Raw genomic sequence first — 26,684 nt, 5'->3', positions numbered from 1 at the left:
ATAACGGAGGTACATCGTGGTGAGAAACACGTTTGGTGGAGTGCAACAGCTCGGGCGCGCGCTGATGCTGCCCATTGCCGTGCTGCCCATCGCGGGCTTGTTGCTCCGCTTGGGGCAACCGGACCTGCTCGACATCGCCTTCCTGGCCGCGGCGGGCGACGCCATCTTCTCCAACCTCGGCCTGTTGTTCGCGGTGGGCGTGGCCGTGGGCTTCGCTCGGGAGAACCATGGCGCGGCGGGGCTCGCGGGCGCGGTGGGCTACTTCATCGTCATCAAGGGGACGGAGGCGCTCATCACCATTCCCCCCGAGGTGACGGCGGGACTGGCGGGCGCCGCGCGAGACCTGGCGCTCTCGACCTACAAGGCGCGCCTGGCGGCGAAGCTCAGCACGCCGGTCGGGCTCCTCTCGGGCCTGAGCGCGGGGTTCCTCTACAACCGCTTCAAGGACATGAAGCTGCCCGAGTACCTCGCGTTCTTCGGAGGTCGCCGCTTCGTGCCCATCGTCACGGGCAGCGTCTGCCTCGTCTACGCGCTCGCGTTTGGATACGGCTGGCCCGTGGTGGAGATGGGGCTGGATGGGTTCAGCCGCTCGGTGATGGGCGCGGGGAGCATGGGCCTGTTCGTCTACGGCTTCCTCAATCGCTTGCTCATCGTCACGGGGCTGCACCACATCATCAACAACCTCGCGTGGTTCGTGCTCGGTGACTACAACGGCGTGACAGGGGACCTGAAGCGCTTCTTCGCGGGAGACCCGTCCGCGGGCGCGATGATGGCGGGCTTCTTCCCGGTGATGATGTTCGGCCTGCCCGCCGCGTGCCTCGCGATGTACCACGCGGCCCCCTCGCGCAACCGCGCGCGCGTCGGTGGCGTGCTCTTGTCCATGGCGCTCACCTCGGCGCTCACCGGCGTCACCGAGCCCGTCGAGTTCGCCTTCATGTTCCTCGCGCCGCTGCTCTACGTGCTGCACGCGGTGATGACGGGCCTGTCGCACGTCATCATGGATGCGCTGGGCGTGAAGCTGGGCTTCGGCTTCTCCGCGGGGCTGTTCGACTACGTGCTGAACTACGGCAAGTCCACGCACCCGCTCTGGCTGCTGCCGGTGGGCCTGGGCTACGGCCTCGTCTACTACGGCGTCTTCCGCGTGGTCATCGCGCGCTTCAACCTCAAGACGCTCGGCCGCGAGGATGAGCAGGCCGCCGTCGCGAGCGCGCCCGCCAGCCTGGGAGACGCGGTGCCCGTGCTGGCCCGCGGCGAGGCCTACCTGCGGGCGCTCGGCGGCGCGCTCAACGTGAAGGAGGTCGACGCCTGCACCACGCGGCTGCGGCTCCAGGTGCAGGACGGGGCGCGGGTCGATGAGGTCGCGCTGAAGCAGCTCGGGGTGCGCGGGGTGCTGCGTCCGGCGGCGGGCAGCGTGCAGGTCATCATCGGGCCCGAGGCGGACGTCATCGCGGGTGAGGTGCAGCGCGTCCTCCAGTCCCAGGGGGCCTCGGGCGGAGAGCACCGCATCCTCGCGCGCGCCATGCTCGATGCGCTGGGGGGCGCGGGCAACGTGCGCGTGGTGGAGAGCTGCACCACGCGGCTTCGGCTGAGCGTGGCCGATGAGCTGCTCGTCAACGACGCGAAGCTCCAGGGGCTCGGGACGCGCGGCGTGGTGAAGCCGGCCAGCGGCAGCGTGCAGGTCATCCTTGGCCCCACCGCGGACCGCGTCGCGGACGAGCTGCGCGCCATGCTCTAGCCGCCCCTGCTTCCATTCGCAGTCTCCCTCACTGAATCAACCCCTCCAATGAGGAGGGGCTGGCCGTGCCTTGCCCGGAGGTTCACACATGATTCCCGGTGGCCCCGCAGTCCCCTTGTTCGAGTGTCGTCCGGCGCGCCTGCTCGTGGCCGCGCTGAGTCTCTTGCTCGCGTCGTCCGCGAGCGCGCAATCCCTGACGGACCGGCTGGAGTTCTCCATGTACGGCCGCGTCGGCGTGGGCTGGGCGCCCACCAGCGGCGAGTTCATCCAGGGAAAGACCTTCAACCTCACCGGCCGATCCGTGGGCGGTCGCTTGGAGGAGGGGGACTATCTGGAGCCCTCCCTCAAGCTGCACCTGCTGAAGCAGGCAGAGACGAACCCGGATGCGCCGTATGCGTATGCCGTGCTGACGCCCGCGATGTGGGCGGACAATGGCCTGTTCATCGGCCTCACGAGCAACCGCTTCAGCTCGACGCTCGCGCTCGAGTTGGGCGAAGCCTACGTCGCGGCGGGCAACATCCTGCTGCCGGGCCTGAAGTTCTGGGGCGGCGTGCGCTTCTATCGCGGCACGAACGTGTACCTGTCTGACTACTGGTACTTCAACAACCTGTCCGCGCAGGGCCTGGGCATGCAGTACGGCCCGCTGGACGTGGCGGTGCTGCTCCAAACCTCCGCGACCCTCGCGGAGTACGCCATCGACACGGATGGTGACGGCAAGCCGGACCAGCGCCGGCAGCGCACGGTGCTGGTGGCGCAGTACACGCAGCCTCTCCCCAACAAGCACTCCGTGCACCTCCTGGCCGAGGTGCATTCCCTGCCCCAGGCCGTCACCCGTCTGGGGGATGAGCAGCGGGTCCTCCCGAAGGACGTGGGCGTGGTGGCTGGCGTGAAGGGCCACCTGGACCTCGGCAACGGCAGCTTCAACGACGCGTCGGTGCGCTTCGGCAGCCGCATCGCGAATGGCAGCCTGGGGGGCACGCCGACCTGGAACACCTATGGCCTGCCCTCCGCGAGCGGCAAGTACTCGGGAGCCTATGGCGTGGAGGTGGTCGAGCACTTCCTCGTCAACGTCAACCCGCTGCTCAGCCTCAACGGCTACGGCATCCTCCACACGGGCCGCGGCGCGAGCGGCGCGGTCGCTGACCGGTATGTCGAGTACGCCGTCGGCGCGCAGAGCACCCTGTACCTCCACGATCAATTCCACCTGGTCAACGAGGCGAGCTTCCAGGGGCTGCGCGAGGGCCACGAGAAGTTCGGCACGGCGATGAAGCTGTCCATCGTCCCCACGCTGGTGCCCACCGGGAAGCGCGACATCTGGGCGCGTCCGCACCTGCGGCTGTTCTACACGCTCGCGCTCTACAACCAGGCCGCGGTGGATCGCGTCCTCTCGCCGTACCTCCAGACGGTGGGCGGCTCGAAGGTCGGTCACTACGTGGGCGCGCGCGTCGAGTGGTGGCTCTGAGGCCCTGGCTGTCCCCAACCCATTCGTTTCAGTGGCCACGGCGACGTGGCGGAGGGAGAACCGATGAAGCGGCTCGTGCTGTGCCTCGCGGTCGTGACGTTGCTGGCCTCGGCCTGCCGTCGCCCGACGGAACTGGCCGTCGAGTGGCAGCCGGTGGACAACTCGGTGGGGAGCTGGAAGTTCTTCCGCTCCGAGTTCACCCTGGAGAATCGCGGCACGCGCGAGCTGGGGTCCACCGGATGGAAGCTCTATTTCAGCTTCGTGCGCCGCATCCTCGATGAAGGCGAGGGGGATGCGACGGGCATCCAGGCGCTCGCGGCGCAGGGCATCCGCATCTCCAAGGCGGGCCAGGCGCAGAGCGGTGACGCCTACGTGCTGGAGCCGCTGCCGAGCTTCAAGCCCCTGCGGCCCGGCGAGCGGCGCACGCTGTCCGTGCTCGCCTCCGACTGGGCCATCCTCAAGACCGACGCGCCCGCGGGCTTCCGCGTCGTCTTCGAGGGCGGCGCGTTGGCGGACGCGGTGTCCATCGCGGTCCCCGCCACCGTGCGGCTGAACGCGGCGGACCCCAAGCAGACCACGCGCTTCGAGGGGGACGTGCTCCCCGTCCAGACGCCGGCCCTGCGCTACGCGGAGAACCCCTCGTTCCAGGCGCTCGACCTCAAGGCGCGCTTGCTGCCTCAGCCCCGCCAGGTGGAGGCGCGCGACGGCGTGTTGACGCTGGAGGGCGCGGTGGGCATCCGCTACGCGGCGGGCCTGTCCGGAGAGGCCGCCTATCTGGCCGCGGCGCTCGGTGACGTCCTCGCCGCGCCGGTGAGCGTGCGCGAGGCGAACGCGGGCTCGGAGCGAATCGATCTGCGCGTGGATGCCGCGCTGGATGTCGATGGCGACGGCGCCCGAGACGCGGAGGGCTACATACTGGAGGTCACGGACTCGGCCGTGTCCCTGGTGGGCTCGGATGCGGCGGGCGTGTTCCATGGCATCCAGACGCTGCGTCAGCTGGTTCCGGTATCGGCCTACACCGCTTCGGTGAAGCGCGAGGCGCGGCCGGCGTCCGTGACGCTCCCGCGCGTGCGCATCGTGGACGCGCCGGGCTTCGCGTATCGCGGCATGAGCCTGGACGTGGCGCGGCACTTCCAGTCGAAGGAGACGGTGAAGAAGCTGCTCGACGTGATGGCCCACTACAAGCTCAATGCCTTGCACCTGCGGCTGGCGGATGACGAGGGCTGGCGCATCGAGGTGCCCGGCATCCCCGAGCTGACGAGCTATGGCTCGCGGCGCGGCCATGATCTTCAGGAGGCCGAGATGCTGCAGGTGGGCCTGGGCAGCGGCAGCGACCTGGGGCCGGGCGACCGGGTCGCCTTCAAGGCCAGCTCTCCCACCGAGGCCAATGGGGGCGCGGCGCCGAGCTACCAGGGCTTTGAGACCGCCACGCTCAACTTCGTGGGCCGGGGCAGCGGCTATTACTCGACGAAGGACTTCGAGGAGCTGCTCGCGTACGCGGCCGAGCGCCACATCGACGTGATTCCGGAGATCGACATGCCGGGCCACGCGCGCGCCGCGGTGAAGGCCATGGAGTATCGCTATCGCCAATATCGGGACGCGGACCCCGCGCAGGCGCAGGAGTACCGGCTGGTGGACCCGGACGACGCGTCCCATCACACCAGCGTGCAAGGCTATACGGACAACTTCGTCAACCCGTGTCTGCCTTCCACGTATGCCTTCCTGGGCAAGGTGGTGAGCGAGCTGAAGGCGCGCTACGACGCGGTGCCGGCGGCGCGGCTGGTGGCCATCCACGCGGGTGGCGACGAGCTGCCCTCGCTCTCGGCGAACGTGTGGTGGGCGGGCTCACCCGCGTGCCAGCGCAATCCGGAGACGCAGGGGCTGAGTGACCTGCAGCGCTTCAACTTGTTCTTCGCGCGCTGGGGCGGACTCATCGCTCAGTCCGGCGCCGCGGTGACGGGCTGGGATGACATCATCCACCACGGGCTGGACCTGCCCGGCTTCATCCCCATGCCGTGGAGCAATGTCTGGGGTTGGGGTCGCGAGGATGACGCCTACCGGTACGCGAACCAGGGCTACCGCGTCATCCTGTCGCACGCGACGAACCTGTACATGGACCTCGCGTACAACAAGGACCCCGACGAGCCCGGCTACTACTGGGCCAACTTCGTCGACGAGAAGAAGACCTTCGAGTACCGCCCGTTCGACGTCTACGTGAACGGGACGCATGACCGGATGGGCAACCCCATTCCTCCCGAGTCTTGGGACTCGAAGGAGCACCTGACCGCCGAGGGCCGCCGCAACATCCTGGGCATGCATGGCCTGCTCTTCGGCGAGAACGTGAAGACGCCCGAGGTGATGGAGTACCTCGCGTTCCCCAAGCTGCTGGGCGTGGCCGAGCGCGCGTGGAACCCGGACCTGCCCCCCGTCGCCCAGATGCCCGCGCTGTGGGCGCGCTTCGCCAACAGCCTGGGCCAGTACGTCCTGCCGCGGCTCGGGGCCTATCGTCCCGTGGACGTGCGCGGGGAGCTGCCGGACAGCGTGGGCGTCAACTACCGCATCCCCTTGCCGGGAGCCGAGCGTCGCGGCGGTCAGCTCCTCGCCAACGTGCGCTACCCGGGCCTGGTCATCGAGTACTCGCTCGATGGTGGCAAGTGGTGGGTGCCCTACGCGCAGCCGGTCCGAGTCTCGGGCCGGGTGCTGCTGCGCTCGCGCGCGGAGGATGGCCGCACCAGCCGCGTGGTCGAGCTGAACTGAGGCACCGCGGCACCCGTGCTGCTCCGGGTCCGGAGGAGCACGGGGCGCGGGTGCCGCGAGGATGTGCCGCGAGCCAGCCCATCGGGTGCGCCCGATGGGCCGGGCGGCCCCGTGCCCGACCTTTCCAGCGCACGCGATGGGAGAACACATGGCGAGCGTCAGACGCAGGGACGGAGGAGGGCGGGCCGCGGGGCAGGGCGTCTCAGCCGTGGCGCCGCCTGCGTGGTCGCGTGACTCGGTGGGCGCGCTCCTCACGGAGCTGTTGCCGCGCGTGCGCACCCGGGTGCGTGGCCTGCTCCGGCGCGACACGGAGGTGGACGACGTCACGCAAGAGGCCCTCGTCGCCATCTACCGCGGTCTGCCGAGCTACCGAGGCGACGGGGCGCTCGTCGCGTGGGCGGATCAGGTGGTGCGGCGGGTGAGCTTCGCGGCCTCGCGTCGCGCGCGACTGGAGCGCTCACGCATGGACGAGGAGGCGCTGGCCGAGGTCGCCGCGCCGAGCCTCGACGACGCCCGCGAGGACTGTCTCTGGCGTCAGCGCGTGGATGCGCTGCTCGAGCAGCTTCCCGGCGAGCAGCGCCGCGTGCTGGTGCTGCATCACGTGCACGGGATGAGCGTGCCCGAGCTGGCGGGCGTGCTCTGCGTTCCCTTCGAGACGGTGCGAAGCCGGCTCCGGCTGGGTCGGGCGCATCTGCGCGAGCTGCTGGCGCGTGAGGGTGTGCCGGGCGGCGCGCATCAACTGCCCGGCGCGAACGCGCGCCGGCGGGCGGGTGGTGACCCGAACTCGCGAGTGCCTCCCTCTTTGAGACAGGGCCCCTGGTCCTGAAATCCGGTGCGCTGTCCTGGCGCGCCGCGTGTCCCGAGGAGAATGCAATGCATTGCCTTTCTTGGAGGAGCGCGTCCCTGGCGGGGATGCTGCTGCTCTCGAGCTCGACCGCGTGTCTGTCTTCGGACGCCGCCGATGCGTCGTCCTCGCCGCTGGAGGGAAGTCGCGCGGCGCTGGCGGTGGACTGCACGGGCGTCCCCGCGTGGAACGCCAGCACCATCTACAAGGCCGGCGACCGCGTCGTGTATCAGAGCAATCTCTACGAGGCCCTCGTCGCCATCTGGACCGCGGACCCGGTCGCTGGAACGGCGAGCGGTTGGTACAAGCTGGTGGGTGCGTGCGGCACCGGCGGTGAGGTGGACACGATTCCTCCCTCCGTACCGGCGGGGCTGCGCACGACCAGCGTGGGCTCGACCAGCGTCGCGCTCGCGTGGACCGCGTCGACGGACAACAAGGGCGTGACGGGCTACGACGTGTATCAGGGCAGCGCGCTGGCCGTGTCCGTCACGGACCCTGCGGCGGTCGTGACGGGCCTGACCGCGAACACGGCGTACTCGTTCAGCGTCAAGGCGCGTGACGCGGCGGGCAACGTCTCGGCGGCGAGCACCGCGCTCCCGGTGACGACCACCAACGGTGGCAGCGACCCCGTGGGGTGCCGGCCAGATGGCCTGTACTCGACGCCGGGCGTGGCGGTGCCGTACTGCCTCGTCTACGACTCGGCGGGCCGCGAGAAGATGGGGGCGGACCACCCGCGCCGCATCATCGGGTACTTCACCAGCTGGCGCGACGGGAAGAACGGCGCCCCGTCCTATCTGGTGCCGCAGATTCCCTGGGACAAGATCACGCACATCAACTACGCGTTCGCGCACGTGGATGGCCAGAACAAGGTCTCCGTGGGCGCGAACTCTCCCAACAACCCCGCCACGGGCCAGGAGTGGCCCGGTGTGGCCGGCGCGGAGATGGACCCCGCCTTCGCCTACAAGGGGCACTTCAACCTGCTCAACAAGTTCAAGAAGCAGCACCCGGCGGTCAAGACGCTGGTGTCCATTGGCGGCTGGGCCGAGTCTGGCGGCTACCTGGATGACAATGGCAACCGGGTGGCGAGCGGCGGCTTCTACACGCTGACGACTACGAGCAGCAACACCGTCAACCAGGCGGCCATCAACACCTTCGCGGACTCGGTCGTCGCGTTCCTGCGCACGTATGGGTTTGACGGCGCGGACATCGACTTCGAGTACGCCACGTCGATGCCCAACGCGGGCAACCCGGATGACTTCTCCCTCGCCACGCCTCGGCGCTCGGGGCTCATGAAGGGCTATGTCGCGCTCATGAAGACGCTGCGCGAGAAGCTCGACGCGGCGAGCGCGGCGGATGGCAAGTACTACATGCTGACGGCGGCGACCACGGCCTCGGGATGGATCCTGCGCGGGACGGAGACGTATCAGGTCACCCAGTACCTGGATTACGCCAACCTGATGACCTACGACCTGCACGGCGCCTGGAACCAGTTCGTGGGTCCCAACGCGCCGCTCTTCGACGACGGCAAGGACGGCGAGCTGCTCAACTGGAACGTGTATGGGACCTACGGCGGCATCGGGTACCTGAACACGGACTGGGCCTATCACTACTTCCGAGGCGCGTTGCAGGCAGGCCGCATCAACCTGGGCGTGCCGTACTACACGCGTGGCTGGCAGAACGTGAGCAACGGCACGAGTGGCCTGTGGGGCACGGCGCCGCTGGCGGACCAGACGAAGTGCCCGCCGGGCACCGGGCCGAACGTGGGCTCGACGGTGCCGTGCGGTAACGGGGCCATTGGCATCGACAACCTCTGGCATGACAAGAACTCGCTCGGCGCGGAGGTGGGGTCGGGCAGCAACCCCATGTGGCACGCGAAGAACCTCCAGGCGGGGCTCCAGGGCAGCTACGTGACGGCGTACGGGTTGGATCCGGTGAACGACCCCACGGACAAGCTCACGGGCACGTACGTCCGCAGCTACAGCGCCTCCCTGGTGGCGCCGTGGCTGTGGAACGCGACGAAGAAGGTCTTCCTCTCCACCGAGGATGAGGAGTCCATCGCCGTGAAGGCCCAGTACGTGGTGGACCGAGGCATCGGCGGCATCATGTTCTGGGAGCTGGCGGGCGACTACGCCTTCGATGCCACCCGCAACAACGGTCAGGGCGAGTACTTCATGGGTTCGACGATGACGAACCTCATCTACGACAAGTTCAAGACCGCCTCGCCGTATCGCAACCTGCGCTCCAACCTGGGCATGCCCACCGAGGCGCTCGATGTGTCCGTGGAGGTGGGGGACTTCGCCGTCGGTGATGCGAACTACCCCATCAACCCCGCGATGAAGCTCACCAACAACTCCGGGCAGACCATCCCGGGAGGCGCGCTGCTTCAGTTCGACTACGCCACGTCCGCGCCCGCGACGATGTCGCAGCAGTCCGGGTGGACACTGAGCGTGATTCGCAGCGACCACAGCGGTTCGAACGTGGGCGGCCTCAAGGGGGACTTCCACCGGGTTCAGCTCACGCTGCCGACGTGGCAGACCATCCCCAGTGGAAGCAGCGTGACGGTGAAGCTCTCCTACCAGCTCCCCGTCTCCAGCCCCGCCAACTTCACGCTCGCGTTCGGCGGCAAGACGTATGGGTTGAAGCAGGACGCCGCGCGCTGAGCGCGGCGCCTACTCCCGCCAGATGACCCGCTCGCCCGCGAGGGTGCACCGCCCCTCGCGGGCGAGCAGCTCCAGGCCCGCTTCGAGCACCGGCACCACGGTGCGCGTCAGCCGGCTCACCCCGAAGTGCCGCCCTGTCTCGCGGAGCAGCTCGTCGCGCTCCATCGAGAGCGCGTGGGCGAGCACTGCGGCGGCGGCGTTGGCCAGCTCCTCGGGCGGAATCTGGCTGACGTCCCGGTCGTCGTGCGCGCCGCGGAAGCCCGTGAACTGAGCGGGTCTCCGCGATCCGGCCCAGAGGAACTCCCCTTGCGCGAGGATGGCGCCGCGCTGGACCAGCTCCGCCAGCTGTTCCTCCATGCGCTTGCGGACGCGAGGGGTCAGCTTGCCCAAGCCCCAGGCCTCTTGGATGCGTCGCGCGAGCAGCTCCTCGTGGATGGGGCCTTCCTGTTCGAGCACGGACTGGAGTTGTTCACGCAGTCGCGAGGCCGACGTGGGGGCGAAGAAGTCCGCGCCCTCCCTCACGGCCGGGAGCGTCGCGGGGACGTAGGCCTGCACCGCCGCGCCGCGCGCCGACGTCGTGGCCCCTGGCTGCTCCGCAGGCGGTGCGCTTGGGATGGCCGCCTCGGCCGATGGGTCTTCCAGCCGAGGAGCCACCGCGGCGAGGGGCGCCCCCTCCACCGCGTCCTTCACGGCGGCAGCGAGGCGTTGCAGCTGTCCCGCTCGGTCCTCCTCCCAGGCGAGCGACCAGACGCGAGCCAGGCGCCATCCCAGGCCTTGCAGGACCTCGGGCCGCAGCCGCTCGCGGTCTCGGGCGCTGGACGCCGCGCGATAGTGGGGCCCGTCGCACTCCACGCCGAGCACGTACTCGCCGGGGCGCGACGGATGCTCCACGGCGAGATCCACGCGGTAGCCGCCCGTGCCCACGTCCGAATGGACCGTGTAGCCCAGCGCGCGCAGCGAGGCCGCCACGTCCTGTGGGAGTGCGTCCTCGGGCTCCCGGGTGTTCGTGCTCGACGGCGAGGCGGACTCCGCGGCGCGGCGCAGGAACTCGCGCAGGTGGCGCGCGCCCACCGAGGTCGTGCGCGACAGGTCGATCTGCTCATGCGTCAAGGTGGAGAAGATGCGCAGGGCACAGCGGGCACGCGTCACCGCCACGTTGAGTCGGCGCTCGCCGCCCGCGCGGCTCAGGGGGCCGAAGTTCATCCGCAGCTTCCCCTCGGTGTCCTTGGCGTAGCAGATGCTGAAGAAGATCTCGTCGCGCTCGTCGCCTTGGACGTTCTCCAGGTTCTTGACGAACACGGGCTCGGAGGACGTGAAGTGCGCCTCGAGCTCCGGGTGCTTCGCGCGCTCGGCATCCAGCAGGTCGAGGATGACCTGCTGCTGCACCATGCTGAAGGTGACCACGCCGAACGTGCGCTCCTGGGGCGTGTGCTTGCGGAGCGCCTTCACGAGCTCCGCCACCAGGGCCTCCGCCTCGCGCGGATTGATGGCCGCGGTCTTGCCGGACGTCTTGGATTGATAGACGCCGTCCGGGACGGGATGCCACTTCACGCCCAGGTCGGCCACGCGGGCGCGCGCCGCGGGGAAGACCTGGAGGCGGCCCTCGTAGTACTGCCGGTTGCTGAAGTCGATGAGGCTGTCGTGGCGGCTGCGGTAGTGCCAGCCCAACATCTGTTGGGGGAACTGCTTGGCGAGGGCCTCTTCGAGAATGCTCTCCAACTCGACCACGTCGTTCTCGTCGGGCGTGGCCTCCGCGTCCTCGCCGCGACTGAAGAAGCTCGTGGGCGGGAGTTGCTTGGAGTCACCCACGACGATGACTTGATTGGCTCGGGCCATCGCGCCGATGGCGTCGTGGGTGCCGATCTGCGAGGCCTCGTCGAAGACGAGCAGATCGAACCGCTGTCCGTCGGCGGGCAGGTACTGCGCGACGGACAACGGGCTCATCAGGAAGCAGGGCTTGAGGCGGCGCGCGAGGTTGGGAATGGAGGCGAGCAGCTTGCGCAGCGCCATCTGTCCCCGCTTCTTGCGCAGCTCGCGCGCGAGGATGCCCGGCTCCGAACTCTCCGCGCTCGCGCCGAGGCCCACGGGCAGCCGCTGTTCGAGCTGATATAGGACGCGTTGGCGCGAGAGGCCCACGTGCGCGAGGTCGAGCTGCCGGAAGCGCTCGATTCGGCCGGTGTGGGCGTCCGCGTCGAAGTCGCGAAGTGCGGGCTCGCTGTCGCGGAGCGCGCGCGACCAGGTGGTCAGCACGGCGCGCTCGAAGACCGCGCTCAACGCTTCAGGCGCGACGCTCTCCTGCTCGACTGCGTCCACGAAGGCGCTGAAGCCCAGCGCGCGGATTCGGTCGGCCTGCGTCTGGTACTGGCACCAGGGCTTGAGCGCGCGCAGGTGGCTCTTCCAGTCCTCGACCTGGGATCGCAGGGACCCACGGTGCCGCGGCGAGGTCGGCTGCTCCCAGGGATGTGCCTTCACGGTCTCGGCCAGGGCCGCCTCGGCGCGAGCGAGTCGCTCCAGCGCGCGCTCCAGGGCCGTGGCTTGGGTGCGCAGCGCGTCGCGGGCCGCGGAGGTTCCCGGCAGCTGGAGTCGCGCGACGCCCAAGGCTTCCTTCAGGTCGCGCGTCTGGGAGGCGCGCTGAATCAGGCTCTCCAGTGCGTCGGGTTGGGTCTGCTCGGCGGGCGAGAGGACTCGCAGGGGCTCTTCGAGCGCTCGTCCCTGGGTCTCGATGCGTTGGCGGCCCGCGATGATTTGTCGCGCAGTGGTGAGGTCTCGGGCGATGTCACGGTTGCCGGGCAGCACGCGGGTGGCGTGCGGCGTGAGCAGGCGTCGCGCGCTCCACAGGAAGAGGAACGCGAACAGCACGAACGCTCCGGCCCACTTCTCGAAGCGGGCTTGGAGGGGCGTGAGCTCCAACGAGAAGAGGCTCGGGCTCCAGCGCGAGGCGACGTCCGCCTCGCGAGAAGACTGCTCACGCAAGCACCCTGCCTGCTCGCGGATGCGCTGTGCGGTGGGCGTCCACCCCTCACTGCTCTGCGCCGCGGACGGGAGGGGGCCACTGGACAGCACGAGCCCCAGCTCCGCGAGGTCGCGGAGCTTCGCGGTCGGGTTCGGAGTGGATTCGAGTCCCAGGGTCGAGGCGAGGCCCGTCGCCGTCGCGTCCACGCCGTCGAGGCTGGTGCGGACTTCGCCCAGCATCCGGAGGAGCTGATCCTCCAGGGCATTCGTCCAGTGGACGCCGCGCACGGCGCCCCAGGGGTGGGCGCCGAGGGCCCGGACATTGCGCAGCGGGCTCACGAGCGACGCGACCTCTTCCTGGGCCGCGCGCAGCTCGGACTCGGTGAGCGCCTCGGGCGCGGGGTGGGGCAGGGCGACGGACGGCGCTGCACGCAAGCGCAGCAGCCGGTTCGTGCCGTCGTAGGAACTCTGGCCCAGGGGCCACCGCTGATGGACCGCGCGGACGTAGTCGTTGAGCGCTGTCCTCGCCTTGCCCAGCTCGCGTGAGCGGTCTTCCCATGGCGGCTCGCGGATGCCTCGCATCCGGTCCTGCGCGCGCCCGAAGGATTCGAGCACTTCCTTCTTGTTGCTCTTGTGGCTGTGCAGTTCGAGGCAGAAGTCGTCCAGCCCCACATCCTTCAGGCGGCGATGCACGACCTCGAGCGCGGCCATCTTCTCCGAGACAAAGAGGACGGACTTGCCTCGCGCGACGGCAGCGGCAATCAGATTGGTGATGGTCTGCGACTTGCCCGTCCCCGGTGGGCCTTGCAGCACGAAGGAGCGCCCCGAGAGCGCGGAGGCGATGGCCGCGAGCTGCGTGGAGTCACCGTTGACGACACACGGCAGGTCGGCGACGGGGACCTCGGCGTCCAGCGTCTCGGGATTGAACTCGGTGCCGCCCACTGGAGGCGCGGACGTCCCCGCCGCGGCGATGTGTCGCACGAGGGGATTGGAGAGCAGGCCGGCTTCGTTGTCCGCCAGGTCCTTCCACATGAGGAACTTCGTGAAGGCGAAGAGTCCAACATGGGCTTCTTCGAGCACCTCCCAGCCGGCGCGACTCTGGATGGCGGTTCGTACCGCGCGAAGGATGCTGGGGACATCCAATCCCTTCTCATCGGCCTCCAGGGCCGTGAGCGCGCGCGCGTCGAGTCCGAAGTCTTGCTTCAGCTTCTCCGCGAGGGTGACGTTGCCCATCGGCTCGTCAGCCAGCCGTTCGATGCGCAGGCGCTTGCGGGCGCGGTCGATCCGGAACGTCGCGGGGTAGAGGATGAGCGGCGCGAGGCGCGGGGTCGGATCCCCTGGCTCCAACCAGCGCAGCAGTCCCAGCGCGAGGTACAGCGTATGGGCGCCCCCTTCCTCCAGGTCGGTGCGCGCGGTCCGCTCCAGGTGGCGCGCGCGAGCCCACAGCTCGGACTCGCGCAGCGGGGAGTGCAGCAGGCCCTTGTCCAGGTCCTGCTGTCGTCGCGCGGTCAGCTCATCCGCCGTTCCGCGGGCGAGCTGGAGCTTCGCATCGCGCGCATCCGCGCCACTGGACTCGGGCGCGGGGTGGATCTCGAAGCTCTCGCCGCTGGAGAAGGCGTCCTCGAACGTCGCGAGGTCGGGCATGTGCAGCGGCAGCGCGCCGCGCGTCTCCAGGCGGAAGTTGAGCAGCTTGTTGCGCAACGTGAGGTCGAGCAGCTTCTCCTTCCATCGCGCGAAGCGCGAGACGACCTGGGGCGGCGGAGGCGGAGGCTCCTGCGCAGGAGCTGCCGCGGCTGCGCTCGCGAGGAGGGTGTGGAGCCGAGCGCGCGCCGGCTCGGTGGACTCGAAGTCGGCGGGTGGGGCTTCGACCTTGCGAAGGGGCAGGGGGCGGTAGCCGTCGTGGCGCAGGACGCTCACGTCGAGCGCGGCGCGGAAGTTCGCATCGTCCGCGAGGTACTCGCGCCCCATGAGCATGGCCTGCTCGAAGGTGGGGTGCCCGGCGACCAGCGCGGCCGTGGCGTCGAAGGGAATCAGCGCGCCCAGCGATACCAGGTTCCGCAACCGGGCCGCATCCTCGACCCATCCCTCGGGGAATCGTTCGTCGATGAGCCATGTGGCGAGCAGCGCGTGCCCATGGACGAGGAGGACCACCGGGTGGAGCCCCATGGCTTCGAGGGCGGACGCGAAGAGCAGCGTCACGTCGAGGCAGCAGCCCATCCGCTCGCGGAGGAGTTGATCCGGCAGCCGCACCTTCTGTCCCAAGGACTCGAAGCTGGGAGGTGCCTCGATGTAGCTGAGCCCCAGGTCCTGGATGACGCCATAGAGCGCCGCCATCATCGACAGCACATGCTGCGGTTGGTGGCGCTGATACCCCGGCAGGTCCCCCTCGCCGATCGCCTTCTCGAGCCGAGCGCGGACGTCCTTGAGGAGCTCGGGGATGACCGGATGGTTGGGCGTGACGAAGGTGGTCAGCAGGCCGAGCGGCGCGCTCGCTCCAGGCCAGTGGTTGTAGGGGAGGATCTCCACTGGCGCGGTGCCCTCGGCGAGGACCTGTGACTCCTGTTGGAGCGACCAGCGGAGCTGGGCCCGCTCGGTCTCCAACACCGTGCGCAGGTGTCCGGCGGGTGGGCGCAGGTCGATGACTCCGAGGCTGACCTCCTCACCCGCGGGCATGGACGGGACCGGGATGCGAACGGAGTCCCCCAGCTCGGGCTCCAGGCGCACGCCGAGGACCGTGGGCCCGAGGGCACGTGACCCGACGTTGCGGATCCGTGCCTCTCGAATGAGCGGGACGCCACTCTGCTCCATGGCGAAGTTCAGGGAGGGCGCGGTCAGGAGTTCCACCCGGACCGAGGACGTCACAGGGCCGGAATCAAGAGTGGACATGGAGCCTCGCGAGGGAGGGGGCAACGTGCCGCCCAGCCACCCGCGCAGATTGCCACGCCGAAGGCGGAGCGTGTCGTGCTCTCTTCGTCGCGGCGCCCGCTCCGGAACAGTCGCGAGTGAGGTCGGCAGTGCGCGTCGGCGCGGAAGAATCGCGACAGCGGGCTCTCGGTGACGGTTCGGAACGCGCAGATGACGTGCGACGGGTCACAGGAGGTCGCGTCGAGGGAGAGTCGAGACAGGCTCATGCCCGGTCGGCAGGTACCCACTGCATGGCGGCCCCGGATGATGGACGCGAGCTGCTGGGACGCCGCCCTTCGCCGGGTCCGCATCCTCGCGGCCCTTCCTTGGGCCGCAGCGGGATGGCACCGTTTCGTCCCATCCTCGGCCCGAACCTGAACACCTTCTTCCGCATCGAGCGTTTCACTTGGCCATGGACTTGGAGAAAAGGGACACATGATCGACGCCCGTGAGGTCTACGAGTCATACCCGGACCAGTACGCTGCGCTTGTTCAGCATGAAGATCGCGAGGGCAATCTCCTCAAGGCCATCGAGTCGCGGGTCACGTTGGCCGACCTGGAGGTCGTTGAACTTGGTGCTGGAACAGGGCGTGTGACCACGTTGTTGGGGCCTCGTGTGCGCTCGGTCCGCGCGTTCGATGGTGCCGCACCCATGCTCCGCCTGGCCCAGCGCGAGTTGACGCGCCTCGGACTGACAAACTGCACCGTCAACGTGGCCGACAATGGCGCGCTCCCCGTGGCAGATGGGAGCGCCGACCTTTCCATCGCGGGATGGACGTATGGCCACCAGACTGTTTGGGAGCCTTCCGAGTGGAAGGCGCTCGTCGAGGCGGGCCTCCGAGAAATGTTGCGAGTCCTCCGTCCTGGCGGAACGGCCATGGTCATCGAGACGCTGGGAACGGGGCACTCCGTCCCGTTTCAGCCGCCTGAACAGCTCCGCCGCTACTACGAACTGCTCGAAGGCACCTGGGGCTTCAAGCGCATGTGGATTCGGACGGACTATGAGTTCCCCTCGATGGATGAAGGGGTGCGCCTTCTGGACTTCTTCTTTGGGGAAGAGTGCGCCCGCTCGTTCTCGCGCCTCGGTAGCACGATCTATCCCGAGTGCACGGGACTCTGGTGGCGGCCTTCATCCCTCAACGGCCGCACGTGATGCTCGAACGGGCGCAGCTCCACGCGTCGTAGCCCCCGAGTCCACGCAGCTACTTCGCGCGCCTCCACTGCACCTCGCCGAGCGTCCCCGTGCCTCCGGTCGTCGGCGCGGGGACGATGTATTTCAGCTCGTCGCCCGTCAGCGTGAAGGTGCGCCGCTGCTCCGTTCCTTCCCAGTTCGGGAACGAGGCGTGGTCGATGTGGAAGGTGAGCGTGCGCTCCTTCTCGTCCACGGAGTACCGGCCGAAGTGCGAGTTCGTCCCTCGCACGGTGGCCTGGTTCTCCTCCGGCGTTCCCTGGCTCTTGTCGCTGGCCGCGAACCGGGTCCGGCCCGCGCGGAGGATGTGGAGGGAGTAGCGCCCCTGGCCATCGAACATGAGGAGGCCCTGGGGCTGTGCACCGTAGAGCTGCACCCGCGTCCCGTCCGGAAGCACATTGTCGACGAGGACCAGCGTCCAAGTCCCCACGAGCTGATCCGCGACGGACTTCCCTCGGGCGTCCGCCTCGCGAGCGATGAAGGGGAGCGCCAGGAGCAGCAGGGCCCCGGCCGTGAGTGCGCGCCAGGGGGTTCGCTTCACCGCGTCGTGCCCGCTCACATCAGCACCCCGCAGCCGTCCACGGAGAGGACAGCGCCGGTAAGGAAGGGGAATGCCGCCACCTCTGCTTCGACGGACGCGTCCAGGACGCGCACCTCGCGGGAGCCCGTCATCGCCTCCGAGGTGGCCTCCAGCGTCGCTCGCGTGCGGCCCGCCAGCACCACGTGCGCGCCCGCCCTCGATGCCGCCAATGCCACGCCCTTGCCGATGCCCGAGCCAGCCCCAACGACAATCACCTTCCTGCCTTCCAGTTGCATGGGTGTGCCTCCGCGACGGGGGATTCAAGTAACCCCATAAACAGGTTACATGCGAATCTATGGTTGAGTTTCTGTAACCTGTCAAACCGGTTTCATGGTTTCCTGTGGGAGTTCATGGCACTCAGAAAGAAACAGGCATTGGAGCAGCCCTTGGCGTTGGCCGGTGAGCTGCGGGACGGATTCAAGTTCCGCTCGGGCCGGCTCTGCCTGGACCTGCCTGCGTCATTGGCCGGGCGGCTGAAGGCCGAGCCGAGGGACCTGCTGGAGACGCCGCACGACCTGGGGCGCTGGCTGGTCGCCGCCGGGCTGGCGGTGAAGGACCCGAAGCCCACCGACGAGGATCTGCGGCACGCGCGAGAGCTTCGCGAGGCCCTCTACGGACTGGCGGTGGCCCGCTTGCGAAACGAGAGCCTGGACGCCAAGGCCAGGGCGCTGGTGAACCGGTGGGCGGCGGAGCCTCCCCCAGCGCCTCAGCTGGGCCCCGAGGGCCTGACGTGGACGCGTGGTGGCGTGCACTCCCTGTTGGCGGCCGTGGCGCGGGAGGGTGTGGAGCTCCTGGGGGGGCCGCTTTCAGAGCGCATCCGCAATTGCGAGGGAGAGGGCTGCGCGCTGCTCTTCGTGGACACCTCGCGTTCCGGACAGCGGCGCTGGTGCTCCATGTCGGGCTGCGGCAACAAGGCGAAGGTGGAGGAGTTCCGCCGACGTCAGCGAGGGGAGGGCAGATAGTGCCTGCTTCATGGAGGGGTGAGCCCAGGCGAGCAGCTCGCCCCTTCTCCAAGGAAATCCGTTCAACCTCCCTGTCTTGACTCAGTGACCGAACTTTGGGTAGGCACCGGTGGCTCCAAGCTCAGGGCGGATGCATCCGTAGGAAGCAGCCTGGGCCCGCCTGTCGTCGATGACAACCGCAAGCCACCTCTTGGAATGCCAAATCAAAACGTCTCGGCCGCGGCTCTCCGGCGAGGTGGTTTGGGCGTGATGAATGGAAAAGATGGGCGCTCTTTCTCGATGGATTCGCAATGCCCTTCTGCTTGATGACGCAGCGTCTTCGAAGCCCTCGACACCCAATCATGACTGGGCACTGGTGGGACTCGTGGCGGTCGTCGTGCTCCTTCATTTGAGCATCATTGATCAGCCGGCCGCGGCTTATGTTTTCGACGAAGCACACTACGTACCGGCCGCCAAGTGTCTCATCAATGGGACGGTATGCAACGAGGAGCACCCGCCTCTTGCCAAAGCGCTCATCGCAGTCAGCATCCAGCTGTTCGGGGATCGCGGATTCGGTTGGCGCCTGCCCTCCGTCCTCGCCGGCAGTTTCACGCTGGCGCTGGTTTACTTGCTCACCCGCAGGTTCACTGACAGCAGGGTCGCGCTCCTTGCTGCCTTCTTGCTTGGGTTTGAGAATCTCTGGTTCGTTCACTCCTCGATCGCGATGCTCGACATCCCGGCGTTCTTCTTCGCGATGCTGGGGGTCTATTTATTCACGGGACAGAGGTGGTGGCTCTCCGGACTTGTTCTTGGCATTGGAATGCTGGCCAAGGGAGTCGTTGCGATGGTCTTCATCGCTCTTGTCCTCTACGTCTGGGTCAGCCAGGAGCGATGGCTTTCCAAGGCCGCGCTGAAAGTGACCACGCGGGTCGGCCTCAGCGTCGGCATTCCCACGGCACTGTGCTTTCTCGTGGGACTGGGTATCTACGACGCCGTCTATCACGCATTTCCCAGCCCGCTCCATCACATCGCGAGCATGGCGAGCTATCACCGGACCCTGGGGTCGCCGGGAGTGAGCGACAGCGTGCATCCGCTTCATTGGTTTTCAGGATTCCAGAATTCGCCGTATTTCGTCACATCAATGCAGGTCGAAGACGGCAGCATTCCGCGCTATGTTTTGCAGTACATGGATCAACCCAACCTGATCATTCTGCTGTTCAGCTGGATCGCCCTCCCGCTCGTCTGGTCGGACATCCGGGAGCGACATCCGCTGGCGCTCCTTGCCTTTCTGCTCTTCAGTGTTCCGTATCTACTCTTCATCCTGATTGCTCACGTGCGCGTCACCTATCCGTTCTACATGCTGGTGTTTGTTCCCAGCCAATGCATCCTGGCGGCGCTGGCGCTTACGAAGCTGCCACGCCGGGTCATGCTGACATTCTGTGTCGGCGTCCTGGCGTGGTTCTTCTATTGGTTCCCACGCAATCCGCTGGCTCCCTGGGAATAGGCTGTCTCGCATGAGGGTCCCCCCGGCACCCTCCATGCGAGGGAGGCCATCCCCAGAAGGGGGGGCTCACTCATCGGTGGGCGTAGGTCCACCTTTCGTTACTGTCTTGGTCTGCACTGTCTTGGTCTGCGTCGTTCGGCTTGTTGTTGGTTTGCTGTTGATGATTTCGCCGTCTTCTTCGTTGGGTTCTGTGGGTCCTGAGGGTGGCTTCAGGGTCGCTGTCTTTTTTGTCGTTGTCTTCGTTATCGTTTTTGTCACTGTTGCAGCTTTGGTGGCCGCGATCACCGCCTGGCCGACCGGTGGTGTCGCCGCCTCGGCCGTTGACATCACACTGTTTGAATTGAATCCCTTCACCAAAAGCACAACAAACGCAAAGAAACACAACGCGCTAGCCAGTGGCTTCATGAGCCCTCCTCTTGACAGCTTGTCATGAGGAACTCGGGACATCAAGGGATGGACCGGGATGCTCAGGTCTCAGGAAAGAACAGGTAAAGGCCGCCCTCCTTGGTTCAGGATGGTCAGTGGATGGGGCGGTGATTATCAACGCGAGCCGAGGAGGTTCTTTGCGAACGCCGGCACGGTTGGACGGTACCGGGATGGGAGCGGCAGCGGACTCAGCTGGGAGAGGAGGGTTCCTGCCTCCCTAGGTAGTCAGCGCTCCGAGGGCGCGCTTGAACGCAACGGCGGTCTCGAAATCAGGGGGGGCGACGCAGCCGGGGGCGCGGGCGCCTGGAAGCGAGCTCCCGGGAGCGCCTCGTTCATTGGCATCGTGCAGACACTTCGTCCGTGGATGCACCCACAGGAGGAAGCGCATGCGAGCCAATGTCTTTCACGGCGTGAACCGCTTCGGCATCGAGGACGTGAAGACGCCCCGTGCCGGGCCGGGTGAGGCTGTCATCCAGATGACCCTCACCACGGTGTGCGGCACGGACTTGCACATCGTTCGGGGGGAGTTCCCCGTGAAGCCGGGGCTCGTCATTGGCCACGAGCCCGTGGGCGTCATCCAGGAACTGGGTCCGGGCGTGACGGGCTACCAGGTTGGGGACCGCGTGCTCGTGGGGGCGATCACCCCGTGTGGGCAGTGCCGGGCGTGTCTGTCAGGGCAGGCGGCGCAGTGTGGCCATGGGGATGGGTGGGAGCAGGCGGGCGGTTGGCGCCTGGGCAATACCCTCAACGGCGCGCAGTCCGAGTCCATCCTCGTCCCCTCGGCGCAGGCGAACCTCGCGCCCATCCCGGATGAGCTGACGGATGAGCAAGTGGTGCTCCTGTCGGACATCGCCTCCACGGGTTTCAGCGGGGCCGAGTCGGCCGGGGTGCGGATCGGTGATGCCGTGGTGGTGTTCGCGCAGGGGCCCATTGGCCTGTGTGCATCCATTGGCGCCCGGCTGATGGGGGCGACGCTGGTCATTGGGGTCGATGGTGATGAGTCGCGCTTGAAGATGGCCAGGCGAATGGGGGTCGACGTGGTGCTCGACTATCGGCAGCAGGATGTGGTGGCCGAGGTGCGACGCCTCACGGGGGGCGGCGTGGATGTCGCCATTGAGGCGCTCGGGACACCGCAGACCTTCGAGAGCTGTCTGCGCTGCCTCCGGCCGGGCGGGACGGTGTCCAGCTTGGGCGTGTACTCCGGAAAGCTTCAGATCCCGTATGACGCGTTCGCCGCGGGCTTGGGGGACTACCGCATCGTCACCACGCTCTGTCCGGGCGGCAAGGAGCGCATGCGGCGACTCATGGAGGTGGTGCGCAGCCGACGCGTGGACCTGTCTCCGCTCATCACGCATCGCTTCCGGCTCGCGGACATCCAGGAGGCCTATGCCCTCTTTGGTGAGCGCCGCGACGGGGTGTTCAAGGTCGCCATCCAACCGTAGGGTCAGCCTCGCAGGTCCGGGGCCTCGCGTCGTCGCGCCGTATCGAGGCGGGGCCCCGTCGCGAGTCCTCGTGGCGTCAGGCGCTCGTCCAAGGCATGGAGCACGCGCGCGGTGCTCACATCCAGCGACGCGGAGGTGTCCACGACGATGTGGCTCCAGTCGTCCAACTCGTCGAGTGGATCAAAGTGACTGCGCTGCTGAAGGTACGTGTCGAAGCGTGCATCCGAGACGGAGTGGACCCGCTCCCGCGCATCCATGCGATGGCGCACGGCGGATTCGTCCGCGCGGCACTCGATGACGAAGAAGTACGCGCCATGCTCGCGGGCGAGTGAGGCCGCCTCCTCGCGCTGCGCCCGCTCTCCATGGGTGGCATCAAGGATGACCGAGCGCCCGTCGGAGAGCGCCTCCGCGGCGCGCCGGTGCAGCTCCTGGTACACGCGCTGCCGACGCTCCTTCGAGTAGAGCCCCGCTCCGTAGGCCGCGACCTGGGGCGCGTGGGTGTCCAGGCCCGAGAGTTCTCGACGGAGCCGATCCGAGGCCAGCACGTCGAAGACGCGCAGCCGCGCGAGGGCCTGCGCGAGCGTCGTCTTCCCCGTGGCGGACAGCCCGCTCATGAGGACGAGCAGCGGCGGTCGGTCCTCGTCCGCGTAGCCGCAGGCCAGCTCGAAGGCCTTGCGAGACTGGAGCAGGGCCTCGGCGCGCTCGTGAGGGCTGGACTCGGATTGGTCGAGCCGGAACCCATCCACCTTGCCGCGCACATACGCGCGATAGCAGCCATAGAAGGGGAGGAGCCGTCGCACGCCCGTGTCGTGGCTCGCCTCGACATAGGTGTCCACGAACGCGTCTGACAGGTCCGGCCGGTCATGCAGCTCCAGGTCCATGGCGAGGAAGGCGATCTCCGAGGCCACGTCACAGCAGCGGAAGCGGCGATTGAATTCGATGCAGTCGAAGACGCAGATGCCGTCCGGACACATCGTGTCGAAGCACACCGCCGATGTGCGCAGGTCTCCATGCCCCTCTCGAATTCGATGGTGCCGCATGCGCGCGAGCAACAGGCTGTGGCGGCGGACCAGCGACGAGCGGACGAACTCGAGGCACAGCCGATGCTGGGCGGCCGAGTGCGTCATCCCGATGAACGGCCGGGACTGGTCGAAGTTCTCTGCCCAGTCGCGCGCAATCTCGGCGGGGGCTCCGAAGCGGGACACGCTGGGGTCGCTCGGTGCCGCGCGGTGGAAGCGCTCCATCTTCCGCGCGAGCCGCTCGATGTCCGCCGTGGACACGCGCCCCGCGGCGAGTCTCGCGTCCAGCATCTGCTCCGAGGGCAGGCGCCGCATCTTCACCGCGTACTCGACCACTTCTCCTTCTCCGCCCATGTGGACGTGCGTCCCCGCGCGGACGATGGGCTCCACGCCGAGGTACATCTCGGGCGACAGGCGCGAGTTCAGCTCCACCTCGCTCAGGCAGAAGTGTCTGCGCTGATCCAACGTGCGGAAGTCCAGGAAGCCGAAGTCCACCGGCTTCTTGAGCTTGTAGGCGTAGTCGCCCGCGAGCAGGACGTACGAGATGTGAGTCTGGAGGACCTTTACTCGGTCGACGGGATGCGCGTAGGCATCCCTGCGGCGGAGCTGCTCCACGACGTGCGACAGGTCATTGGGCGCGGTCGGGCTCATGGCATGTGCCTCGGACAGAAGGTGAGGTCCCTCGCTGTCGCGCGCAGTCACCCGGGGGCCTTCCCGCAAAGACTGGCGGGAGGGCCGCTCGGGTGGGAGGCATGTCTGTTCAGCGCCCCGTGGCCTGGTTGCTGGGCGGCTCAGCGGGCCGCGAGCAACCCGTGTCCCCAGGGCCTCCCGCGTCGGTCAGGGAGAGAGGAAGGGCAGCAGCTCTCCGGTCTTCTGCCACATGGACGCCGGATAGGCCTGCGCCGCGGTGAAGCCATTGTTCGTGAAGAGGTACTCGTAGGTTGACTGGTACGCCGTCTTCCAGCCGTAGCCGGGATGGTCTGTTTCGCTCCACTCGGACTTCGGGATGCCCATCGACTGGAGCGCCGTGCCGAGCCACTGGTTGTACAGAAGGCCCGACCACAGGAAGTTGCCTTCGGTGCCCGTGCTCGAGTCGCCGCTCACCTTGCGAGTGATGTTCCGGTAGTCGCAGTAGCTGCCCGTCTTGAGCGCGCCCCCCGCGCCCCCGGCGGTCACGACCGGGATGGAGAAGGAGAAGTGGGGCGTGTTGCCGCTCTCCTGGGCCCACGCGAGCAGCGAGTCATCCAGCAGCGTTCCCCCCGCGCCGTTCGAGAATCGATCGAACCGGGAGACGAGATCGAGGAACACTTGCGAGAAGAAGACCTGGTTGAACTGGACCACGAGGTCCTGGTTCGTCCCGGCCACCGTCGCGGGATGAACGACGTTGTTGTGCCAGTCTTCACCCTGCGGCGCGCGGGTGGTGAAGGTCAGGTTCTGATTGTTCTCATCGATGCTGAGGGTGGCGATGCGGCAGACACCGCAGTTCATCGCCACGGCGAGCACCTCGTTGATGAGGCGGAAGTACTCGACGTTCTTCGCGGGGTCTCCTCCGAAGGTGCCGGAGTTTCGCAGCGACAGGTTGTCGGTGGTGGGCCGGGCCGGCACCTGGCAACCCGCGCTGGCGGTCGTCTCCAGTCGACGCTGCAGCTCCGCGACCGCGTCGATGTGCTGATCCAGTCGCACCGTGTCCTCGGCCGAGAGCCGACCATTGCCATTGCGCAGGCGCCGGTAGCTTTCGAGGACCTTGTCCACCACCGGGGCTCGGGTGGCGCCAGAGCTGCTGGTGCCCGCGAGCAGCGTGTCGAAGAGCGCGAGCGAACTCTCGGTGCCGCTGATGGCGCTCGACGCGACCCCGGAGGTGCGAACCCCGGGGGTGCTGTATCCCCAGCTGCCGCTCGACGTGTCCGAGCCGGAAATGGCGACGCTTCGCTTCCGGACGGAGGCGACGCTTGGGTAGAAGGCCGGTGAGTAGGCCATCACCTGGTCGATGGTCGCGCGAGGGGAGCCGGGCCGCTCCTTGTTGTAGTCGTAGTAGCCCAGGGTGGCTCCGAAGTTGTGAGCCATGTACATGGGGAAGTCGAGTCCCCGCAGGATGTTCATCTTCGCGAGGAGCGCCGCCGTGAGCACGGACGACTTCGCGGTGAGCACCCGGCTGATGACCGCATCACCACTCGCGTTGGTCGTCGCGGCCAGGTTTCCCCGCCGGACATCGTGGTCCGCGTAGGACAGGGACTGCGTCAGCGCCGCGTCCGTTGGCCACATGTTCGCGCCAAAGATGGCGCCGTGCGGCGTGCGGAAATGCACGAAGCACTTCGGGCGCTGCGTGGTCTGGGCCTTGGCCTCGCGGGGACTCAAGAGGGATGGAAGCAGCGGCAGCGCCAGCACGGCTCCGCCCGCGCCGCGCAGGAACATGCGGCGATCCCATCGGAAGACGGGTGAATTGCTCACTGGAAGCTCCTCTGCTTGAACGAGGGATGATTGGCGACGGTCTTCAGCAGGTCGGCCATGGGTGCGCCGCTGCGCGCGACGGACTCCATCTCCGTCAGCAAGCAGCCATCGCGTGAGGTGGACTCCACGCGAGCGTGCGCGAAGCGGAAGTAGTGTTGCGCGACGCAGGACTCGAAGAGGTGACTGTCATCGAGCATCTGCGAGAGCCCCACCGCGTTGGAGATGACCTGCTTCTCGGAGTCGTAGAGCAGCACGTCCGCCGAGGTGTCCACGGGGGAGGTGGCGGTCTCGTTGCCTTGCGGGTTGAACAGCCGCTCCGCGCTGCGCTCTCTGCCGAGCGCATCGAATCCTTCGAGGACGAAGCCCGGTGGATTGATGGTGCTGTTGTGGCATCCGCCGCAGATGCCCCCGGAGGTGAGCTGGGTCACCGCCTGTCGCGTGGTGAGGCTCTCTGTCGGCGCGGGCGGGCGGGTGCTGGCATTGGGCGGAGGGGCGCCGACCTGCTGGCAGAGCAGGGCGTTTCGCACCAGGTAGCCCTTGTGGATGGGACGGGTTGACGCGGTCCCCGTGGCCAGCAGCGCCGCGCGGGTCAACAGTCCGCTGCGGTTCGGGGAAGGAATGACCGGTGCCGGGCCCGTGCCGTTCCAGACGGGGACACCGTAGATGGCGGCCAGGAAGGGATCCGCGGTGTAGGAGCGCCGGTCGTGCAGGAAGTCGCTCACCGAGCCGCCGGACGCGACGGTGTTCCATGCGGAGAGCTGGACGTCCTCGAACATCGCCGTGCGCGTGGCGTCCGTCGGCATCTGCGCTCCGACGAAGGCCTGGTAGACCGGGTCGTTGCGGAGCGCCACCAGCGACGGCAACTCTTCGAGGCGCAGCCATTCGCTGACGAACTCGTCCAGGGAGCTGCGCAGCTGTGGGCTCTTCATCATCCGCTCGAGCTGCGTGGTGTAGCCGCTCGCGGTCAGGAGCGAGCCATCGGTCGCCGCGGCCCAGAGCGCGTCATCCGGGGGGGCTTGCCAGAATTCGTAGGACAGCTTCGACGCCAGCTCGAACGCGGAGAGGGGGCTCAGCGCTCCGCTGGCGGTGGTGCCGTGCTCGACGCGATAGAGGAACCACGGCGAGTTGAGGAGGGTGGTGATGACGTCCGCGACCGCGGCCTTGTCCACCGGGGTGGCCCCGGCGATGTCGGCGAAGGCAGTGACCTCCGTTGCCGGCAGGGGGTAGCGCAGGACGCGAGAGCCCCATCCTCGGATGAAGGTCTCCAGGCAGGCGCGATCGTTGGCCGTCTGGCTGTCGCTCGCGCAGGTCCCCAGGAGCGTGTTTCGGCGCGCGTCGGTGCTGGTGAGTTCCTGGGCCACCGCGGTGCCCAGGTCGTACATGACGTCGATCTGGGTCTGCTGGATGGATTGATCCAACCGGCTGAAGCCGCCCTTCAAGTCACCGGGCGCGGGTGTGCGCCGGTCCGTGGGGTAGCGGGCGAGGGTGGGCGTGAGCTTCGTCCAGATGGCGTCGGCCTCGTTCGGCAGCGCACGGGCAATGGCGAAGCGAAGCGAGTTCATCAACTGCGTGCGGGAGAGCCGAGGCAACGGCAGGTCCGCGGGGACGGCGTTGGCGTCGCAGGAGAACTTCGCCGGCGCCGGGCGGACGGAATCGGAGGTGGCCGGCGGAGTGGGGTCGTCTCCGCCCGTGTGATGGCTGGGCCCGATGGAGCCATCACAGGCGACCGCGCCAGCGCAAAGAAGCAGGAGGCTTACGGAGCGAGGAAGCGTCATGACCCTGGCTACGCGCGTGGCCGAAAATACTTTCCTGCCGGGTGGCC

The 26,684-nt window shown here is 67.9% G+C and carries 16 protein-coding genes; 9 read left to right on the top strand and 7 right to left on the bottom strand.

Annotated elements, in window-relative coordinates:
• The first annotated feature begins 16 nt into the window (after positions 1-16).
• The 5 genes from nagE (at position 17) to KRR26_RS32355 (ending at position 9,458) form a co-directional block, all read left to right on the top strand.
• Positions 17-1,735 (top strand): N-acetylglucosamine-specific PTS transporter subunit IIBC, encoded by a 1,719-nt coding sequence (gene nagE, locus KRR26_RS32375; protein ID WP_217081699.1) that lies wholly within the window; start codon positions 17-19, stop codon positions 1,733-1,735.
• An 88-nt stretch (positions 1,736-1,823) separates the two neighbouring features.
• Positions 1,824-3,197, top strand: coding sequence for a carbohydrate porin (locus KRR26_RS32370; protein ID WP_120203483.1), 1,374 nt, complete (start codon positions 1,824-1,826; stop codon positions 3,195-3,197).
• 63 nt (positions 3,198-3,260) lie between these two features.
• Positions 3,261-5,954, top strand: a complete 2,694-nt coding sequence (locus KRR26_RS32365; protein ID WP_217081698.1) for a family 20 glycosylhydrolase — start codon at positions 3,261-3,263, stop codon at positions 5,952-5,954.
• 148 nt (positions 5,955-6,102) lie between these two features.
• A complete protein-coding gene (locus KRR26_RS32360; RefSeq protein WP_217081697.1) occupies positions 6,103-6,780 on the top strand; it encodes an RNA polymerase sigma factor in 678 nt (225 codons plus the stop codon).
• A gap of 47 nt (positions 6,781-6,827) precedes the next feature.
• Positions 6,828-9,458 carry a chitinase C-terminal domain-containing protein gene (locus KRR26_RS32355; RefSeq protein WP_217081696.1) on the top strand — a complete coding sequence of 877 codons (2,631 nt, stop codon included), beginning with the start codon at positions 6,828-6,830 and terminating at the stop codon, positions 9,456-9,458.
• Between the two features lie 9 nt (positions 9,459-9,467).
• On the opposite strand, the gene KRR26_RS32350 is transcribed toward KRR26_RS32355, so the two are convergent.
• Positions 9,468-15,296: a DUF3320 domain-containing protein gene (locus tag KRR26_RS32350; protein ID WP_217081695.1), complete on the bottom strand. Its 5,829-nt coding sequence runs from the start codon at positions 15,294-15,296 to the stop codon at positions 9,468-9,470.
• Positions 15,297-15,749: 453 nt separating this feature from the next.
• On the opposite strand from KRR26_RS32350, the gene KRR26_RS32345 reads away from it, so the two are divergent.
• The gene (locus KRR26_RS32345) at positions 15,750-16,466 is read left to right on the top strand and encodes a class I SAM-dependent methyltransferase (RefSeq protein WP_120203492.1); all 717 of its coding nucleotides are present in this window, start codon (positions 15,750-15,752) and stop codon (positions 16,464-16,466) included.
• 49 nt (positions 16,467-16,515) lie between these two features.
• Here the strand turns inward: KRR26_RS32345 and KRR26_RS32340 are convergent, their stop codons facing one another.
• Both KRR26_RS32340 and KRR26_RS32335 read right to left on the bottom strand, forming a co-directional pair.
• On the bottom strand, positions 16,516-17,043 hold the full coding sequence (locus KRR26_RS32340) for a lipocalin-like domain-containing protein (RefSeq protein ID WP_120204129.1): 528 nt from the start codon (positions 17,041-17,043) through the stop codon (positions 16,516-16,518).
• A gap of 14 nt (positions 17,044-17,057) precedes the next feature.
• Positions 17,058-17,318, bottom strand: a complete 261-nt coding sequence (locus KRR26_RS32335; protein ID WP_217081694.1) for an SDR family NAD(P)-dependent oxidoreductase — start codon at positions 17,316-17,318, stop codon at positions 17,058-17,060.
• 114 nt (positions 17,319-17,432) lie between these two features.
• Between KRR26_RS32335 and KRR26_RS32330 the strand changes: the two genes are divergently transcribed.
• Both KRR26_RS32330 and KRR26_RS32325 read left to right on the top strand, forming a co-directional pair.
• Positions 17,433-18,044 carry a CGNR zinc finger domain-containing protein gene (locus KRR26_RS32330; RefSeq protein ID WP_217081693.1) on the top strand — a complete coding sequence of 204 codons (612 nt, stop codon included), beginning with the start codon at positions 17,433-17,435 and terminating at the stop codon, positions 18,042-18,044.
• Positions 18,045-18,297: 253 nt separating this feature from the next.
• Positions 18,298-19,527 (top strand): glycosyltransferase family 39 protein, encoded by a 1,230-nt coding sequence (locus tag KRR26_RS32325; RefSeq protein WP_217081692.1) that lies wholly within the window; start codon positions 18,298-18,300, stop codon positions 19,525-19,527.
• A gap of 66 nt (positions 19,528-19,593) precedes the next feature.
• Here KRR26_RS32325 and KRR26_RS32320 read toward each other — a convergent pair whose 3' ends face one another.
• Positions 19,594-19,932, bottom strand: a complete 339-nt coding sequence (locus KRR26_RS32320; RefSeq protein WP_147422896.1) for a hypothetical protein — start codon at positions 19,930-19,932, stop codon at positions 19,594-19,596.
• Between the two features lie 407 nt (positions 19,933-20,339).
• On the opposite strand from KRR26_RS32320, the gene KRR26_RS32315 reads away from it, so the two are divergent.
• Positions 20,340-21,395: a zinc-binding dehydrogenase gene (locus KRR26_RS32315; RefSeq protein WP_217081691.1), complete on the top strand. Its 1,056-nt coding sequence runs from the start codon at positions 20,340-20,342 to the stop codon at positions 21,393-21,395.
• A gap of 2 nt (positions 21,396-21,397) precedes the next feature.
• Here KRR26_RS32315 and KRR26_RS32310 read toward each other — a convergent pair whose 3' ends face one another.
• From KRR26_RS32310 to KRR26_RS32300, 3 genes are all read right to left on the bottom strand, one after another.
• Entirely contained in the window at positions 21,398-23,065 is a 1,668-nt protein-coding gene (locus KRR26_RS32310) for a bifunctional aminoglycoside phosphotransferase/ATP-binding protein (protein ID WP_217081690.1), read from the bottom strand.
• A 186-nt stretch (positions 23,066-23,251) separates the two neighbouring features.
• Positions 23,252-24,862: a DUF1552 domain-containing protein gene (locus KRR26_RS32305; RefSeq protein WP_217081689.1), complete on the bottom strand. Its 1,611-nt coding sequence runs from the start codon at positions 24,860-24,862 to the stop codon at positions 23,252-23,254.
• Positions 24,859-26,637, bottom strand: a complete 1,779-nt coding sequence (locus tag KRR26_RS32300; RefSeq protein WP_236069406.1) for a DUF1592 domain-containing protein — start codon at positions 26,635-26,637, stop codon at positions 24,859-24,861. The genes KRR26_RS32305 and KRR26_RS32300 overlap by 4 nt, the downstream gene beginning before the upstream one ends.
• Between the last annotated feature and the right edge of the window lie 47 nt (positions 26,638-26,684).

Origin of the sequence: Citreicoccus inhibens, from assembly GCF_019039035.1 — a bacterium.
Lineage (GTDB): Bacteria > Myxococcota > Myxococcia > Myxococcales > Myxococcaceae > Citreicoccus > Citreicoccus inhibens.
Note: the sequence above shows the minus strand (reverse complement) of the source record. Positions and strands in the feature narration are given on the sequence as shown.